Origin of the sequence: Kineothrix sp. IPX-CK, from assembly GCF_039134705.1 — a bacterium.
Taxonomy (GTDB): domain Bacteria; phylum Bacillota; class Clostridia; order Lachnospirales; family Lachnospiraceae; genus Kineothrix; species Kineothrix sedimenti.
Genome location: NZ_CP146256.1, coordinates 686,865 through 701,553, shown reverse-complemented (window position 1 = coordinate 701,553; position 14,689 = coordinate 686,865). Strand labels below are relative to the sequence as shown.

Annotated in this window: 17 protein-coding genes; 6 read left to right on the top strand and 11 right to left on the bottom strand. The window is 38.9% G+C overall.

Annotated elements, in window-relative coordinates:
- The first annotated feature begins 1,282 nt into the window (after nucleotides 1-1,282).
- The 3 genes from istA to V6984_RS03255 are packed head-to-tail and all read left to right on the top strand — an operon-like array spanning nucleotide 1,283 to nucleotide 3,786.
- Nucleotides 1,283-2,764, top strand: coding sequence for an IS21 family transposase (gene istA, locus V6984_RS03265; RefSeq protein WP_425324244.1), 1,482 nt, complete (start codon nucleotides 1,283-1,285; stop codon nucleotides 2,762-2,764).
- A complete protein-coding gene (gene istB / locus V6984_RS03260; protein ID WP_342755953.1) occupies nucleotides 2,757-3,593 on the top strand; it encodes an IS21-like element helper ATPase IstB in 837 nt (278 codons plus the stop codon). Before istA ends, istB begins: the two co-directional genes overlap by 8 nt.
- Nucleotide 3,594: 1 nt before the next feature.
- The gene (locus tag V6984_RS03255; protein WP_342755954.1) at nucleotides 3,595-3,786 is read left to right on the top strand and encodes a hypothetical protein; all 192 of its coding nucleotides are present in this window, start codon (nucleotides 3,595-3,597) and stop codon (nucleotides 3,784-3,786) included.
- Here the strand turns inward: V6984_RS03255 and V6984_RS03250 are convergent.
- The 4 genes from V6984_RS03250 to V6984_RS03235 form a co-directional block, all read right to left on the bottom strand.
- Complete coding sequence (locus V6984_RS03250; protein ID WP_342758375.1) at nucleotides 3,750-4,661, bottom strand: KilA-N domain-containing protein; 912 nt, start codon at nucleotides 4,659-4,661, stop codon at nucleotides 3,750-3,752. The two genes, V6984_RS03255 and V6984_RS03250, sit on opposite strands and share 37 nt — an antisense overlap.
- Nucleotides 4,662-4,691: 30 nt before the next feature.
- Nucleotides 4,692-5,918, bottom strand: coding sequence for a tyrosine-type recombinase/integrase (locus V6984_RS03245; RefSeq protein ID WP_342758374.1), 1,227 nt, complete (start codon nucleotides 5,916-5,918; stop codon nucleotides 4,692-4,694).
- A 91-nt stretch (nucleotides 5,919-6,009) separates the two neighbouring features.
- Nucleotides 6,010-6,207, bottom strand: a complete 198-nt coding sequence (locus V6984_RS03240; protein ID WP_342758373.1) for an excisionase — start codon at nucleotides 6,205-6,207, stop codon at nucleotides 6,010-6,012.
- Complete coding sequence (locus tag V6984_RS03235; protein ID WP_342759934.1) at nucleotides 6,204-7,214, bottom strand: replication initiation factor domain-containing protein; 1,011 nt, start codon at nucleotides 7,212-7,214, stop codon at nucleotides 6,204-6,206. Before V6984_RS03235 ends, V6984_RS03240 begins: the two co-directional genes overlap by 4 nt.
- Before the next feature lie 479 nt (nucleotides 7,215-7,693).
- Here V6984_RS03235 and V6984_RS03230 point away from each other — a divergent pair, with 479 nt between their 5' ends.
- The gene (locus tag V6984_RS03230) at nucleotides 7,694-8,302 is read left to right on the top strand and encodes a helix-turn-helix transcriptional regulator (protein WP_342758372.1); all 609 of its coding nucleotides are present in this window, start codon (nucleotides 7,694-7,696) and stop codon (nucleotides 8,300-8,302) included.
- Nucleotides 8,303-8,458: 156 nt separating this feature from the next.
- Here V6984_RS03230 and V6984_RS03225 read toward each other — a convergent pair whose 3' ends face one another.
- A complete protein-coding gene (locus V6984_RS03225) occupies nucleotides 8,459-8,926 on the bottom strand; it encodes a hypothetical protein (RefSeq protein WP_342758371.1) in 468 nt (155 codons plus the stop codon).
- Nucleotides 8,927-9,061: 135 nt separating this feature from the next.
- Between V6984_RS03225 and V6984_RS03220 the strand changes: the two genes are divergently transcribed.
- Entirely contained in the window at nucleotides 9,062-9,304 is a 243-nt protein-coding gene (locus V6984_RS03220) for a helix-turn-helix transcriptional regulator (RefSeq protein WP_342758370.1), read from the top strand.
- A gap of 111 nt (nucleotides 9,305-9,415) precedes the next feature.
- Nucleotides 9,416-9,658 carry a helix-turn-helix transcriptional regulator gene (locus V6984_RS03215; protein ID WP_342758369.1) on the top strand — a complete coding sequence of 81 codons (243 nt, stop codon included), beginning with the start codon at nucleotides 9,416-9,418 and terminating at the stop codon, nucleotides 9,656-9,658.
- Nucleotides 9,659-9,688: 30 nt separating this feature from the next.
- On the opposite strand, the gene V6984_RS03210 is transcribed toward V6984_RS03215, so the two are convergent.
- The 6 genes from V6984_RS03210 to V6984_RS03185 all read right to left on the bottom strand — a co-directional run bounded on the left by V6984_RS03210 (nucleotide 9,689) and on the right by V6984_RS03185 (nucleotide 14,627).
- Nucleotides 9,689-10,381, bottom strand: coding sequence for an MAE_28990/MAE_18760 family HEPN-like nuclease (locus V6984_RS03210; protein ID WP_342758368.1), 693 nt, complete (start codon nucleotides 10,379-10,381; stop codon nucleotides 9,689-9,691).
- Nucleotides 10,350-11,459, bottom strand: coding sequence for a DUF262 domain-containing protein (locus V6984_RS03205; RefSeq protein ID WP_342758367.1), 1,110 nt, complete (start codon nucleotides 11,457-11,459; stop codon nucleotides 10,350-10,352). The genes V6984_RS03210 and V6984_RS03205 overlap by 32 nt, the downstream gene beginning before the upstream one ends.
- A gap of 453 nt (nucleotides 11,460-11,912) precedes the next feature.
- A complete protein-coding gene (locus V6984_RS03200) occupies nucleotides 11,913-13,151 on the bottom strand; it encodes a tyrosine-type recombinase/integrase (RefSeq protein WP_342758366.1) in 1,239 nt (412 codons plus the stop codon).
- A 169-nt stretch (nucleotides 13,152-13,320) separates the two neighbouring features.
- The gene (locus V6984_RS03195) at nucleotides 13,321-13,530 is read right to left on the bottom strand and encodes a DUF6462 family protein (RefSeq protein WP_342758365.1); all 210 of its coding nucleotides are present in this window, start codon (nucleotides 13,528-13,530) and stop codon (nucleotides 13,321-13,323) included.
- Nucleotides 13,531-13,534: 4 nt separating this feature from the next.
- Nucleotides 13,535-14,107 (bottom strand): hypothetical protein, encoded by a 573-nt coding sequence (locus V6984_RS03190; RefSeq protein WP_342758364.1) that lies wholly within the window; start codon nucleotides 14,105-14,107, stop codon nucleotides 13,535-13,537.
- Nucleotides 14,108-14,306: 199 nt separating this feature from the next.
- Nucleotides 14,307-14,627 (bottom strand): helix-turn-helix transcriptional regulator, encoded by a 321-nt coding sequence (locus V6984_RS03185; protein ID WP_342758363.1) that lies wholly within the window; start codon nucleotides 14,625-14,627, stop codon nucleotides 14,307-14,309.
- Nucleotides 14,628-14,689: the final 62 nt, after the last annotated feature.

Below are 14,689 nucleotides of genomic sequence, written 5' to 3'. Positions count from 1 at the left end.
ACCCCTTTTCTACAAAATATATTATTATATTATCAGATATCTTAACAATATTAAATACTTATTTCTTTGCGTTTCCGCAGAAGTCTCGTTTTAGGATTATATATAATAAGCAACTTTCAAAAAATGTCCAAAATATAAAGAATCTCACTCTTTTTTGATGTAAAAATTGAGTTATCAAACAAAAATCTTACTAAACAAAAAAGGTGATTCCCTATGGCTAATTTTACATCTAATACCTATACTTTAAACAAAAAATTTTAACTTTTAAAAATAAAATTTCTAGATGTCTTCTGACCGATGTTGCCCACCAGCTTCATGAAGATAAAAAAATAAATATTGTTGATCGTCTCTCCAGACATCTTGACAAGGGCATTCCTACAAGAGCGGGTTTCAATGACTGCCAATTCTAATCGCTTGGTATGATAAGGGATGGTTCGGAAAGCACCACAACTAAAAATGTATACAAAAAGGCTATCATGTTACAGAGGCCTGTGTACTTACTTCCAATAACCATCCTGTCAGTATCTTTTCAAGAGTTCATTTTTCTTCTGAAAAAGATTATACATCCGCTAATAATTATAGATTGAATAAATTTGTTTCACCAAAAACCAATTCTTTCCCCAGATTTAATTACTGGCTATCTACGGTTAAAGTCAATCAGACAACTTGTTCCCATAGAGTGCAGCACAAAAGGACACTTTCCAAATTTTTGACTTGAAAAGTGTCCTCTAAGTGCATAATCTAAACTTTTATTAATGATGAAAAACCGAAATATGACCAATTATCACTAATTATGAACTGTCATTCTCCTGTCAAACTCTTGTCAAAAGGTGAACATACCTCCCGCAAAGCATTGATTTTACTGACTTTATTTATCCAAAGTTTTCATGGTCGGGATTAGTTTTGGGCGTATTCCATAAGTTCACACAAAGTATTATATGCCTATTTTAAAGAGTTCCCTTGATTATTAGATTTTATAAGTTTTTATATCCTCACACCATTTTATGAAAAATTGGTGTCAAATCTGGTGTCAAGCGTTCTTCTATTCATCTTTCTTTTGCCCCAGTTTCGTTAACGCCTTTGCCGAGATAGCTTCCAGTGTCTCAAGCTGTTTTACGACGGATTCACGAATCATAACTGTGAATGGCATAATAAAAATACCCACTTTTGGCGGAGAAAATTCCCCACCTTGTTATGCCTAACGTAAAGACCAAGTTATACTGAAAGCGTAACAAAGGACTCTCCCCATAAGGAGGAAAATTTTATTATGCTGGAGGTAGACATGAAAACTACAATCATGACTCTGTATCAGAAAGGATACAACAAAACCCAGATTGGGAAGATGCTTAGCATTGACAGAAAAACAGTACGCAAAGTGCTCAGAGAAGAAACGCAGGGAAAGGAGCTGCCACAGGAAACACAGGAGGGAACCTGGCCGTCCATGCTGGATGAATACAAGGAATACATAGAAATCCAGTTATCCAAGGAATTGTCCATTACCCGCATCCACCAGGATCTGCAAAAAGAGTTCGGCGTTGCCTGCGGTTATACCACCCTGCGCGATTATGTGAAAAAAATAAGGAAATCCCAGCCTCACGCCTACATGGTGCTGCATTCCCTGCCGGGCGAAGAGGCACAGGTAGATTTCGGTTATATCGGAACCTTGAGAGTAAATGGAACACCGCGCAAAGCATGGATCTTTGTCATGTCTTTGAGCTACTCCCGCTACATGTACGTTGCTGTTACTCTGGATCAGAGCGTGCAGACCTTCATCCGGTGCCACACAGAGGCATTCCGGTACTTTGGCGGAGTTCCCCAGACCGTAAAGATCGACAACTTAAAGGCTGCTATCGTTGAGGCAGACTTTTATGAGCCGACCGTGCAGCGCACCTATGCCGCTTTTGCCGGGCACTATGGCTTCCTTCCCAATCCGTGCCGGGTATACACACCAACCGATAAAGGGAAAGTAGAATCGAACGTGAGATACGTAAAAGAAAACTGCTTTAAGGGACGGGATTTTAAAGAAATCGAAGAAGCAAAGCGGTTTCTCCTGTCATGGCTGAAAGAAACGGCAAACCGTCGGATACACGGGACTACAAGCCGAAAACCGGAAACCGTATATCTTGAGACAGAAAAAGCATATTTAAAGCCGCTTCCTGCGCAGGACTTTCTCTTTTCAAAATCCGGGGCCGCCACCGTAAGGACAGACTGCCATATCGTTCATGACGGCAATTATTATTCCGTGCCTTACACTTATATCGGAATGGAAGTGGATGTCATCGAAGTGAATCATTTATTGAAAATCTACCATGCCGGAAAAGAGATCGCCCTCCACAGTCTGTGCGGGAATGCAAAGGGCGAACATGTGACGGATAAGAGTCATTACCCATCTACCAAAACAATAACACAGGAGGAGCTTTTGTCAAGCTATCGCGAAAAAATGGCACAGGTGGGGACAGGCGCGCTGGCATTTCTGGAAGCATTTAAGGATACGGAGATGTACCAGTGCCATCATTACCGGAGCATTTCCGGTATCCTGGCACTCCGAAAAAAATATGGGGAGGATGCCGTAGACAAGGCCTGCCAAAGGGCATGCCATTATGGAAACATTACCTACCGGGCAGTAAAAAAGATCTGTGAAAGCGGTCTGTACCATCTTCCACTGGAGGATGAACAGGAACTGTCCATGGAAGGAAGAAGCAAAATCAGGAAACTGTCGGATTACCGTCAAATGACAGGACTGGGGGTGATCTCCCATGAATGATTCCTTACAGGAAAAGATAAAAAAGCTCCATCTTGCCGGAATTCTCCAAACAGCGGATATGCGGGCCCAACAGGCAGCAAAGGAACAGATGTCCTATATCGAATTTCTTGAACTGCTCATAAATGATGAAAATCTTAACCGCTCAAGAAACAGACGTAACGATCGGATGAAGCGTTCGCGCATGCCCCAGCATAAAACAATGGAAGAATTCAACTTTTCATGGCAGCCCTGCCTGAACCGTCAGGTCATCTATGCCCTTGGGACCTGCGAGTTTATCCGGAAAAAAGAAAATATAGCTTTTATCGGACTTCCCGGAACCGGTAAGACTCATCTCTCCATCGCACTTGGCATAAAAGCGATTGAACAGGGGTACACGGTGCTGTTCACCACGCTTTCGGAAATGATGGAGGATTTATACATATCCCGTGCGGACAACTCTTTCCGCCAGAAACTGAAGAAATACATTTCACCGGATCTGCTGGTAATTGATGAGTTTGGGCTCAAGAAGCTGGGCCAGACAAATGTGGACGATCTTTATGAAGTGATTTCCAAAAGATACGAGACAGCCTCTACCATCATTACTTCCAATAAGCAGTTTGATGAATGGGGGAGCATTCTTTTTGACCCGGTACTGGCAACGGCCATTCTTGACCGTTTTGTGCACCACTGCAGCTTTATAACTATAGAAGGTGAAAGCTACCGGATGAAAGAACGGGAACGGATCAGCGCTGTGAAACGGCGGGGCAGACCGAAAAAAGAGAGTTCAGGAAATGGAACAAAGGAAGGTTTGAGCGAAATGGAAGAGACCGAAGAAAGCGGGGATTTATGAGATGAAAGAAAACAGGCTGACACGAAACGAAGCGATAGAAGCGGCGGATATACTGAGAGATATGCTTGATGATGAGCAAAGAAAAGCTGAACTGCTCAAACAGCGTAATAAAGAGCTGGAATTATTGCTTATGAAGAATGATATCGCAATTCCTGATTATGAATTATGGCATGGCGTATTACCCATGGTGTAAAAAGACAGTAAAAAACTGGAAAAAGCATCCATAGCGGTGCTTTTTCCCGGGTAAATAAAGTGGGGAATTTTCTCCGCTATTTTTGGGACTTTTTTATTGACAATCACAATCATAACAAGACGTTGTGACTGGCTCTTCCCCTGTTCAATCAGAATGGCATTATAGCTTTCCATATTTGCCAAAACCAAAAGCTGATTTATGTTTGCTTCGTCTCTGATATTGCCTTTCTTATCCGGGTTCTTTTCTCTCCATTGTTTTGCTGTCGTACCGAAAACGGCTACATTCAACATATCCGCTTCACTGGCATACTTCATGGAAATCTGGCTTGCTGTCAGTTCCGGCGGAATCAGCTTCTCTTTGATTGCATCGGTATGTATGCGGTAATTTATCTTTGAAAGTTCTCTGTGAAGATTCCAGTCAAGAGACAGGCGGCTGTTTTCGTCATATTTCAATCTCTGGTAATCTTTGATGATATACAGCTTAAATTCTGCCGAAACCCACGAAGCGAATTCAAAGGCTATATCGGAATGTGCATATGTGCCGCCATAACGTCCGGCTTTGGAAACAAAACCTACCGCATTTACTCCTTCAATCCATTTTGTGGGAGACATTGTAAATGCATTTGCTCCGGCTTCACTTCTAAACAGGTCGAATTCGACCTGTTTAAAATCGGGATTGTGGAGACTTTCCCATAATCCTAAAAATTCAATCGTATCACGACTACGCAACCAATTCTTAATTACATCATGCGGCATATCACTTTTGTAACGAGCTATATCTGTTAATGAAATAAATTCATTTTGAAAATCAGTCGTATAAATACTAATGTCAAGACCTTTGGCATGAATGGTTTCTTTGACTGGTGCTTTTGGCATATTCTACCCCTTTCTCTCTTTACAGGTTCATCAAGATATTTTTATCTTTCCTTCCAAATTGGAAAACGCTTCTTTTTTCTTCTCATTCGTTGCTTCGGCATAGACATTCATCGTAGTGGTAATATCACTGTGCCCCATAATCTCCTGAATAACCTTCAAATTAGTTTCATTTTCACAAAATCGGGTACAAAATGTATGCCGGAGATTATGGACTGAAAAATCACGTATTAAAAGCGGTTTTCTGCCTTCCTTCTCTGCCTTCAACGTTTCTTCGCTGTTACAATCTCTTATAATACGTTTGATCGCACGGTTAATTGTTTGCGGATTATGAATATAACCCACTTTATTTGTAAACACAAATCCTCTATAACCATCAATCACGGTTGTATTAAATCCTGTTGCCATCTGCTTTTTTCGTTCCTGCAATAATGCTTTCCGCACTTCTTCCGGCATTGGTACAATACGAACACCGGCACTCGTTTTCGGAGTCGTCGCATGAAATTCACTTTTTCCGTTGTCCTGCTGTCTGTACACCATATTGTGATTAATAGAAATCATCTGGTTATCAAAGTCACAATCTTCCCACCGCAAGCCAACAACCTCTCCTACTCTGCAACCAGTACCCAAAAATACCGTAAATAATGACAGCCAGTGATTATATGTTTTCGATTTTGCCACAAATTCAATGAACTTTTCTTGCTCCGCTACAGATAATGCATGGCGCTTCGGTTTTTCCCAATTATGCCCCTTCTTGATTTCCATCATTACTCCATCAGAAGGATTACTTCTGATATATCCGTCTCTGACAGCCAGTGTAAATACCGGATGTAACACTGTATTAATAATCTCCATGCTGTTCGGCTTGAAGCCTTTTTCTTCAATCAATGAAACATAAAATTTCTTAATATCCGAATACTTAATTGAAGAAATCCTTCTTTGCCCAAAGGTATCATGCACATATTTTCTATACATATAATTGTAATTGGTGCGTGTAGATTGCTTCAAATCTACTTTTCCAGACATATACAATACAAATATTTGATTTAAAGTGATATTGCAAGCTGTCGCAGTAATGTTATCCATTAAATCCCGCTGTATTGTTTTTTCTTTCTCTCTTAATTCTAAAAGTGTTCCTGCATAAATAGTATGACGTTTCCCATCTCTTAAGCTATAACGATATTGATACCTTCCGTCCGACCTATAACTCTCGCCCTCCTTCAATACTCTGCCTTTCGGGTCTTTCCTTCTCTCTGCCATACAATCGCTCCTTTCTTTTATGAGAAGAGCCTTAATATGATATTCTAAATCTATCATACTCCGGCTCTTCTCTCAATACGTAAATATATTGTTAAATAGAATATGCCTTTTCAATATAGGCATCAAACTTTTTACGTTTTATCAACCGCTTATTTCCTACCCACAAGACGAACGGACACTGCTCATCGTTGGATAACTCTCTGATTTTATTTAATCCTATCCCAGAGTAAGCCGCTGCTTCTTCTACTGTTAAATTTGCTTTTTCCCATACTGGAATCTCCCTTTTCAAGAAACTCCCCCTTTCTTCATATCGTCCTGCACATATGGTATTAAATCTTCTCTGTTTATCCTGCTTAAATGCCCTATCATCTTGTTACCAAATGACGGACTGTACCTGATACGCTTCAGCATATCCTCTATCCGTTCCAGACCGCCTAGTGCCTCATGCTCTTCCAGAAAACAGAATCCCTTTACCGCAGACAATACACCACCTTCTTTTAACCACCTCTGTGTTTCTAAGAGGGTACTTTGGGGAGTTTCTATATGTAATTGTAAAGGTTCGACCGCCCCTAAAAAACGTTTCCAGAACTGACACGTTCTCCAACGGCTTCTGTTGCTCTGTTTCTCGTCTGGTATGATAAATCTTAAATTTCCTGCCAAAAGGTCGAATGCCAGTTTTCCCAAGTCCAGTGGATTGTCCTTGAAAAGCATAGCAAAAGTATGAGCCTTATTCTCGCGTAACTGTATCTCCGTCCGTTTCCAGCTCCCTATCTCTTCATACGGCTTCTGGTACTTCATGCTGACTTCCTTATCCTTGTCATAGAAGCGATAGGACAGATTGGACTTCCCCGTTCCGATATACACTGTTTTAGCAGTATCACAATACTCGGTATAACTACTTTCCACAAACCGGTAACTGTTGCTGTTTCCTATAAATTCTTCCCTCTCACATTTACGCTGTATCTGCTCCGGTGTAAAGTACGGTGTTTCATTCCTGTCATCTATTGCTATGTCCAACCTTGTAAAGTGGAACTCACTGCCGTACAGCCATTCACAGCGCCAGAATAAATCCCCAAAGGAATAGCCTTGCTTGTTCAGTATGTGGAAAATTTCGTCACATCCTCTACCGCTCAATACCAGATAGCAACCAAGACTGTCCGGATTCTCTTCTGTCTGTTTGGAATCTCCGAATACCTTAATGCTCCCTGCCTGATACACACTCTGATAGGATTTGTGTTTGACCTTTGCCGGATATTTTGTAAAAATATCTACCGGAAGTTCCAGCACCTTCCGAATGACCTCATCCGCTCTTGCTAAATCAAATACAATGCTGATGTAATCGATCTTGATACTCAGATTATCACGTTTTGCGATTGTTTATCCTCTCCTTTCCAGCGCGCCCATTTCAGCACACCTTTTAAACATCTGCAAACGTTGATTTCTGGCTATTTTTGAATTATCAATCCTGTATATACAGGGCGGTGTTACATATACGCCCTGCTGGAACGCCTACGGCGTTCCTTCCTGCCCTTTCTCCGCTTTCCGCCTTCGGCACAGCGAAGAAAGTCAGGAACCCTAGTTTCCCTATTCCAAAAGAAAAGTAATGCTTTTAGAATTAAAACCTTCATGTTATAATGCTTATGTAAGCAGATAATTAACGCCATTGAACTTAATCAATCATTTTAAATCAATAATAATGCCTTTGTGCTTATTTGTCAACATATTTTATACATTTTTTATCATTTTTAAGTCTTATGGGCTGAAAGGAGATTTTTATGGACTACCGACTGTTAGGACACAACATTCAAACTATACGAAAACTGAAAGGACTGACACAGCAGGAACTTTCCGACCAAATCGGAATTAATCTACAAAGTCTATCCAAGATTGAGCGTGGTATCAACTATCCTGCCTATGACACATTAGAAAGGCTGACCGAAGCATTGGATGTTACCCCGAATGAACTTCTTTCCGGGAAACTGAAAAGCACTTCCCATATAGAAGCTGATATTTTGGATTTTCTGGAACGCGAGGAGCGGCTCAATGTGGAACTTGCACACGGTCAATATGACAATCCTTTGGATGAAGACGAATGGATTGAATATGAGCTACAGAAACTCCGAGAGTACATTTCTGATTACATCAATTCGGAAAAACGAATGGCTTCTGACCTTTATCCGCTAAAAAAACTCATTCAGCATCAGAAATTCCAAAAACTTCTGGACAGATATGATGATTATCTTTGCTTTGATTTCTTCGGTGAGACAATAGAAGGTCATAAATACGTGAATCCTTATGCGAAAGAAATTATTACTAAAATGGTAGCTAATGAAGAGGGTTCTATTTTCACTTCCATAGAATTTCCTGATGATTTTGAGGAATAATTTATTATCCACTCCGCGAAATATAAAAATAAAAGCCTTATCAAGAATGCCCGCACTTATATGCAAGTTCTTGATAAGGCTTTTCCCTTTCATAAGAAAGGGAAGCAAGAGGATAAGGGGAATTTCTGTAAAGGGGTTATCTATCTTTTATTCCTCTTACTTTGCGTCTGCTGAATCTATAAAGATTTTCTCTGTCATACATTGTGAATTTTCTAAAATTTCCGTAGCTTTCCTACTATTTTCATCTTCCGAGTTATGCAGATACTTCAATGCATTTGCTACATCTTTAAAAAGAGTGACATACATTGCCTGATAATCCGTTTTCTTTTCTCCTGATGATTTACCTATATTCCGAGCCATATCCTGCATAAGTAAAATACCTGCTTGCAATCCTATTTCCGTATAAACATTGGCAGCTTCGCTTGTAAACTCATTTGCCAAATCGAGCAATATGGAACTTCTGTCTTCATCAAACTCCATTACCTCTTTTTCAAATTTATGATAAACATCATCCATCCTTTTTTCATAATCTCTATCATCCTCATCCAGCCCAATGCCATAAAGAAGATAATCTGCTACACCCCTTATCGTAGCTCGCTTAAATATTTCTTGCGTAAATCCCATTTCAATTCCCCTCTCTCATAACCGTATACCGTTAAATTATCACAATTTATCCCTTTTGTCAACCGTGTGCCGTTAATATTGTTTCTCATTTACTTTTATACTTGAGTTAACCGTACAAAGTTAAGGAGGATTGCTATGACTTATTCTGATGTTATTATCAAACGCTTAACAGAACTATGCGACGAGAGAAGCATTACAACCAATAAACTCGCCACATTGTCAGGCATTACACAATCTACCGTAGATAATCTGATAAAAGGAAAAACCAAAAATCCTAAATTGAAAACTTTGCATAAGCTGGCTGTCGGATTGGGGATGACCGTATCTGAACTGTTGGATTTTCCTGAAATGAATGAGACTGCATTTGCAGACGAATAGTATAACGGTGCAACATTAAATTTTGTCATTTTCTAATGTTACACCGTTAATCTCGCCATCTATTTGTTTATATACTTTATTTAGCTTATTCATCTACGAAAGGAAACCTTTATGACTTATTCTGATGTTATCATTCTAAGACTTTCACAGCTATGTGAAGAAAAGAATATTACCATTAATAAACTTGCTACGTTATCCGGTATTACGCAATCTACCGTAGAAAATATTATGTCTGGGAAAACAAAAAATCCCAAACTGAAAACCTTGCATAAGCTGGCTCTCGGTTTGGGAATGACCGTTTCGGAATTATTGGATTTTCCTGAAATGGATGAGACTGTATTTGATGACGAGTAAAACTTACTCCCCCTTTACTCTTAGATTGTTTTAAGAGTAAACCTCTTTTAAATAGTTTTCTCTCTTGGCAAACAAATATATTTGTCGCATGACTTCTTCCATAATAGTCAATACTTTTTTCTCCCAATCACTATACTCTTTGTCATCTATTCCATCTTTACTCGTACCATGCGATAAGGCATTCCTTCTATTTACCAATGCATCAATATCTCTTTGGTATTCTGAAAACAAATCAACTGGCAATCCCACTTTGAACATATTTTTTTGAAGAACTATATACCACAAGTTTGATTCCGTATCAATAGTAGTATCTTTTATATTAAAGACAGTATTTTCAAATTCTCTTAAATTTTCAAGAAAATGAACCCTACGATAAAATCTATGTAGCTTTGTTTCTTCAGGAAGTCCCTTTTTGAACACTTTACATTTTATATCCTTTGTTTCATATGCTTTAAATTCCGTTTCCATACTTGATGCTAACAAATTCTCATTAAAAGCTTTTCGTTCTAAGCCAAGCGAATTTAGATATTGAACGTATGACAATAAACTTATCTTAATAAAACCTTCTAAATGAGAATATAATATCATCACTAGGCTTTTTCTATATTTATCTTTTTCTTCAACACTGTATATATTTACAAGTTGATTTTTAAAAAATATCAGATCTTCAATTCTCCAAGCTAATTCTCCTTCAAGAACCGCTCTTAATTCCTCTGTCGTCAATTATTTCTTCAACCCCCACTTTAAATAAACTAATTCGCTTAGTTACTCCATTTATACTTCCTGTTTTATATGACTGTAATTCTTCTCCATATTTTATGGCATTTATTTTGTCCACTACTAATGTAGGCATATTGATTTTTTCAATATCTTCTATTAGCTCAGCAATAGCAATTGTAATACCATCATACAAATAGGTTACAAAATCATTTTTCATATTTCCATTTTTTGTTTTACTTGAAAAAATATCTTCACCAAGATTATCCGCTATAAATTTAAAAGTTTTAGAAAATAGCTCCTCTTCTTCACGATAATTAAAGTCTGAAAGACCATTTGTTATTTTTTCAAGATATCTAGTCAAAAATTCTGTTACTGGATATTTGTAATTTGAAATGTCATTCTTGACAGCAAAGAATCTAAGTACCAACTCTTGGTCATATTTCTTACTTATTTCTTCCTCATTTATTTTTTGAATAACCGACTTGAAATTATCATTGGCACTGCATTTTTCAATAAAATCTAAAGCATTTGAATTTAATAATCTAATTGTACAATTTCTTATTTCTTGTGCTGACAATAATTCTCCACCTGTATTCAGTCGTTTAAACATATGATATTTTAAGCTAGATTCACTTTCCTTCCGAATAACTTCCATACGAACAAAACTTCTTTTTATTTTAATTTGTAATGCTTTAGGCAATCTATCATATGTCACTCCATCTAAATCAGGAACTATATCACATCCTTTCAATTCCAAAAACTCATCTTCCGTTTTTCCAAGTTTTTCTCCTCTAAAATGTAAATAGCTAGATATACGTTGTAATCCGTCTATGAGTTCATAAACCCCATCGTTAACTTCGATGACAAAAATTGGCGGAACTGGCATCTCTAACAATAATGATTCTATAAAGCGAGATTGTTTTTCCTCATCCCATCTAAACAATCGTTGATAATCAGGGGAAATAACCAATTCACCATCTGTATACATATCGTACAATTCATTAAATGAAACATCTAAACTTTTTGTTCGAATTTGAATTATTTGATTATCCACATCTTCTATTAAATTATCTATTGACATATAATCTCCTTCCTTAATTAAGATACTTGCTGACTTATATTATATTTCAAATTCAAATATAATTCCACTGTTTTCCAACAAAATAAACTTTCAATCTAAACTATGTAAATAATAAACACCATTGCCTTTCAGCAACAGTGTCCATTCTAATTTCATCATATTAAGGCTCTTAAATTGGTGTCAATCTGGTGTCAAATCCTCTTTTTGTCCTCTGACACTTCTCTCGGAATCCTTTAAATTCAGGCTTTTCCAGCCCTCTTACTTATCCAGGCTTTTCATCGTCGGGATGCCACAGGTTATCTCCTTGCTATCGCCTATGACCACTTGTTATCACGTTTTTGCTGTATTTCCACCAAGTTGTGATAACTTGTTATCGCTTGTTATAAAACTGAATTTGCTGTCAAATTGTTGCACTTACTGATTTTTGTTGTCAGACTCCAGCCGGGTCCTTTCTCAAAAAATGCTATCCAATTTTGAAGCTAAAATCTCAAATGATTCCTGTTTTTTACGCTCTGTTGCCTCGGCGTAAATGTCCATCGTAGTCTCGATATTACGATGTCCCATAATTGCCTGAATTACTTTCAGGTTCGTCTCAGTCTCACACAGTCTGGTTGCAAAAGTATGTCTCAAATGATGACACGAAAAATGCGGAAGCAATAGCTTCTCACGCTTCTCCTTTTTCGCATTCAATACTTCCTCTGCATTGTAGCTGTTCCTGATGCGACGGATGGTGTCATTCACTGTCTGCGGATTTGGAATATTTCCAAAACGATTCGTAAATACAAACCCAGACATCCCGTCAAGCACCTGTATATTCTCTCCGGTTTCCTTCTGTGCTTCACGCTCCATCTCAAATGCATCCTTGACCATATCAAGCATCGGAATGGTTCTGATACCTGCCTCGGTCTTTGGAAGTGAAACTCGCATAACACTTGTCTTGGTATCCTTCTGGGAATAATACACTACACTATGATTGATACTGATAACTCGCTTCTCGAAATCAAGGTCCTGCCACCGAAGTCCTAAGCACTCCCCGATACGTGTACCGGTTCCCAACAGAACTGTGAACAATGGCCACCAGTGATAATACACCGGATGATTTGCGATGTACTCCATGAACGTTCTCTGCTCATCCACAGTAAGCGCATGTCTGACTCCACGATTCTTACCACCCTTCTTAGAAATTTCCTTCATCACACCATCCGTAGGATTCTTTCTGATAATATCATCTCTCACTGCCAACTGAAATGTTGGATGTAAAAGACAATGCACAGAATCCAATGTACCAAGTGCGATGCCCTTGTCATTTAATAAGTAGTAATAGAACTGCAATACATCTGAATACTTCACATCTACCAGCTTCTTAAATCCGAATTTATCTCGTATAAGATGGTCGTAAGTATAAAGGTACCCGTTCCTCGTAGAATCTCGCAACTCAAACTTCGTTGCCATGTAGCGGTCAAACGTATCATTGACAGTTGCCTTACCGGCTGCATATAAATCCAAACCGTCAAGCTGATCCCTTTGAAGCTTCTGCTCCTTCTCCCGGAGCTCGGTTAAGTCATTGGCATAAATAAACTTTCTTCTCCCCAAAGGGTCTGTGTAAGTATACATATACCTCTGATCACTTTTTCTTTGGACTTCTCCCTTTTTCAGAGCACGTCCACGTAAATCTTTTCTTGCCTTTGCCATTCTCTATCCTCCTAAAAAAAGAGGACCTGATTCGTAAACGAACCGCAAACGCAAAATATTTGCTACGATATATATTATATCTCTTACGGTTCGGATTCGCAATATAAATCGCGAAAAATCAAGCCCTATTCATCATTTTATTGTTACCCGCACACTCCCAAGGCTTTCTTTAATATTCTCTAAAAGTCTCCAGATATTTTTCAAACAAATCACAATTTACAAGCACCAGTTTATCCACCTTATAAGTTGCCTTTGCTTCTCTGGCAAGGGTCTGAAACTTCGAAAGCCCCATGCTGTATTTCCTTGCCCCTTCATCGTAACGCACAAACTTCTTCGCATATAATGCTGTCTCTTCCACATCTGTTCTTCTAAATCCCATAATCTTATGCTCCTCTTCTATTCATAACAGTAAGCTTCGGCTCAACCTTTTCAATCAATCGTTTCTTAATTCTGTACACATGCTTCACTGCGGACCGGTAATCAATTCCCAAATCCACCGCTAAGTCATCCATCGACTTCTCCCGAAGGAGATACGGTCTGATAATGTTCTGGTCCTTCAAGCACATGGTTCCAAGCTTCGAAGTGAATATCTCCAAATCAGTATTTACGCGGTGGTAACAGGTCACTTTACGAATCAGTTCCTGCTTGTTATCCGTATCCTCGAAGAAATCCTCATCCAGCAGCCCTTCATCAATCGCCTGCGCCACTGTCATGTGCTCGATTGCCTTATTCATAGTCGGATTACTGATTCCCATGGATACCTGAATCCTTACACCCAAATCTCCATTTTGTGAGTGGCGATTATAAGCCTTTTGCTCAATCACTTCCATTATCAGCTCTTCCCTGTAATCCTTTAACAGCTCCTGTAGAATAGAAAAGTTTTCATACAGAAAATCAAATTGTTCTGCTGGCTCTCCACCAGCATATCTGTCAATGCTAATTGCTCCAGATTTCATACATGCCTCCTTATGAATTTCTGAAGCAGAACCGGTTTTGCTTCTTTATCTCGTTGACAAGGTTTATTATAGCTTGTGATGGCTTGCCGGTCGTTACCCAGTTATTGTACAAAAAGTACAATGGCATTGTACTTGGAGACAAAAAAATATCCTCCGGGGAATTTCTTCTCCGAAGGATATTACAGCCCACATAATTGTTTTACTTCGCCAACCCATTCAACACCTTTACCTGCTCCACAGCAACTCTTCTCAATTCCTCCGGCATATTCTGCAACATCATCGCTGCACGCATTACATCCTCATCAAATTCCTCTTTTTCGCCCTCAATCAAATATCCAACCGTAGTATGCAGCGCATTTGCAAGTTCCTTAATGGTTCCCAGCTTCAAATCTACTACATCCCTTTCATAAGCGGATATTGTTGATTTTGGCATATACATTACCTCAGCGAACTCCTGCTGTGTCATTCCTAATTTTAATCTGCATTCCTTAATTCTCTGTCCTACTGTCTTTTCCATCATTCTCTCCATTTCCGGAGTCCGAAACGGAGAAAACGCATAAAGAGCCGACAAAACGTATGACA

Excerpts from the sequence above, each read along its gene's own strand:
- istA (WP_425324244.1), top strand. The coding sequence starts at position 1,283 with ATGAAAACTACAATCATGACTCTGTATCAGAAAGGATACAACAAAACC.
- istB (WP_342755953.1), top strand. The coding sequence starts at position 2,757 with ATGAATGATTCCTTACAGGAAAAGATAAAAAAGCTCCATCTTGCCGGA.
- V6984_RS03255 (WP_342755954.1), top strand. The coding sequence starts at position 3,595 with ATGAAAGAAAACAGGCTGACACGAAACGAAGCGATAGAAGCGGCGGAT.
- V6984_RS03250 (WP_342758375.1), bottom strand. The coding sequence starts at position 4,661 with ATGCCAAAAGCACCAGTCAAAGAAACCATTCATGCCAAAGGTCTTGAC.
- V6984_RS03245 (WP_342758374.1), bottom strand. The coding sequence starts at position 5,918 with ATGGCAGAGAGAAGGAAAGACCCGAAAGGCAGAGTATTGAAGGAGGGC.
- V6984_RS03230 (WP_342758372.1), top strand. The coding sequence starts at position 7,694 with ATGGACTACCGACTGTTAGGACACAACATTCAAACTATACGAAAACTG.
- V6984_RS03225 (WP_342758371.1), bottom strand. The coding sequence starts at position 8,926 with ATGGGATTTACGCAAGAAATATTTAAGCGAGCTACGATAAGGGGTGTA.
- V6984_RS03220 (WP_342758370.1), top strand. The coding sequence starts at position 9,062 with ATGACTTATTCTGATGTTATTATCAAACGCTTAACAGAACTATGCGAC.
- V6984_RS03215 (WP_342758369.1), top strand. The coding sequence starts at position 9,416 with ATGACTTATTCTGATGTTATCATTCTAAGACTTTCACAGCTATGTGAA.
- V6984_RS03205 (WP_342758367.1), bottom strand. The coding sequence starts at position 11,459 with ATGTCAATAGATAATTTAATAGAAGATGTGGATAATCAAATAATTCAA.
- V6984_RS03200 (WP_342758366.1), bottom strand. The coding sequence starts at position 13,151 with ATGGCAAAGGCAAGAAAAGATTTACGTGGACGTGCTCTGAAAAAGGGA.
- V6984_RS03195 (WP_342758365.1), bottom strand. The coding sequence starts at position 13,530 with ATGGGATTTAGAAGAACAGATGTGGAAGAGACAGCATTATATGCGAAG.
- V6984_RS03190 (WP_342758364.1), bottom strand. The coding sequence starts at position 14,107 with ATGAAATCTGGAGCAATTAGCATTGACAGATATGCTGGTGGAGAGCCA.
- V6984_RS03185 (WP_342758363.1), bottom strand. The coding sequence starts at position 14,627 with ATGATGGAAAAGACAGTAGGACAGAGAATTAAGGAATGCAGATTAAAA.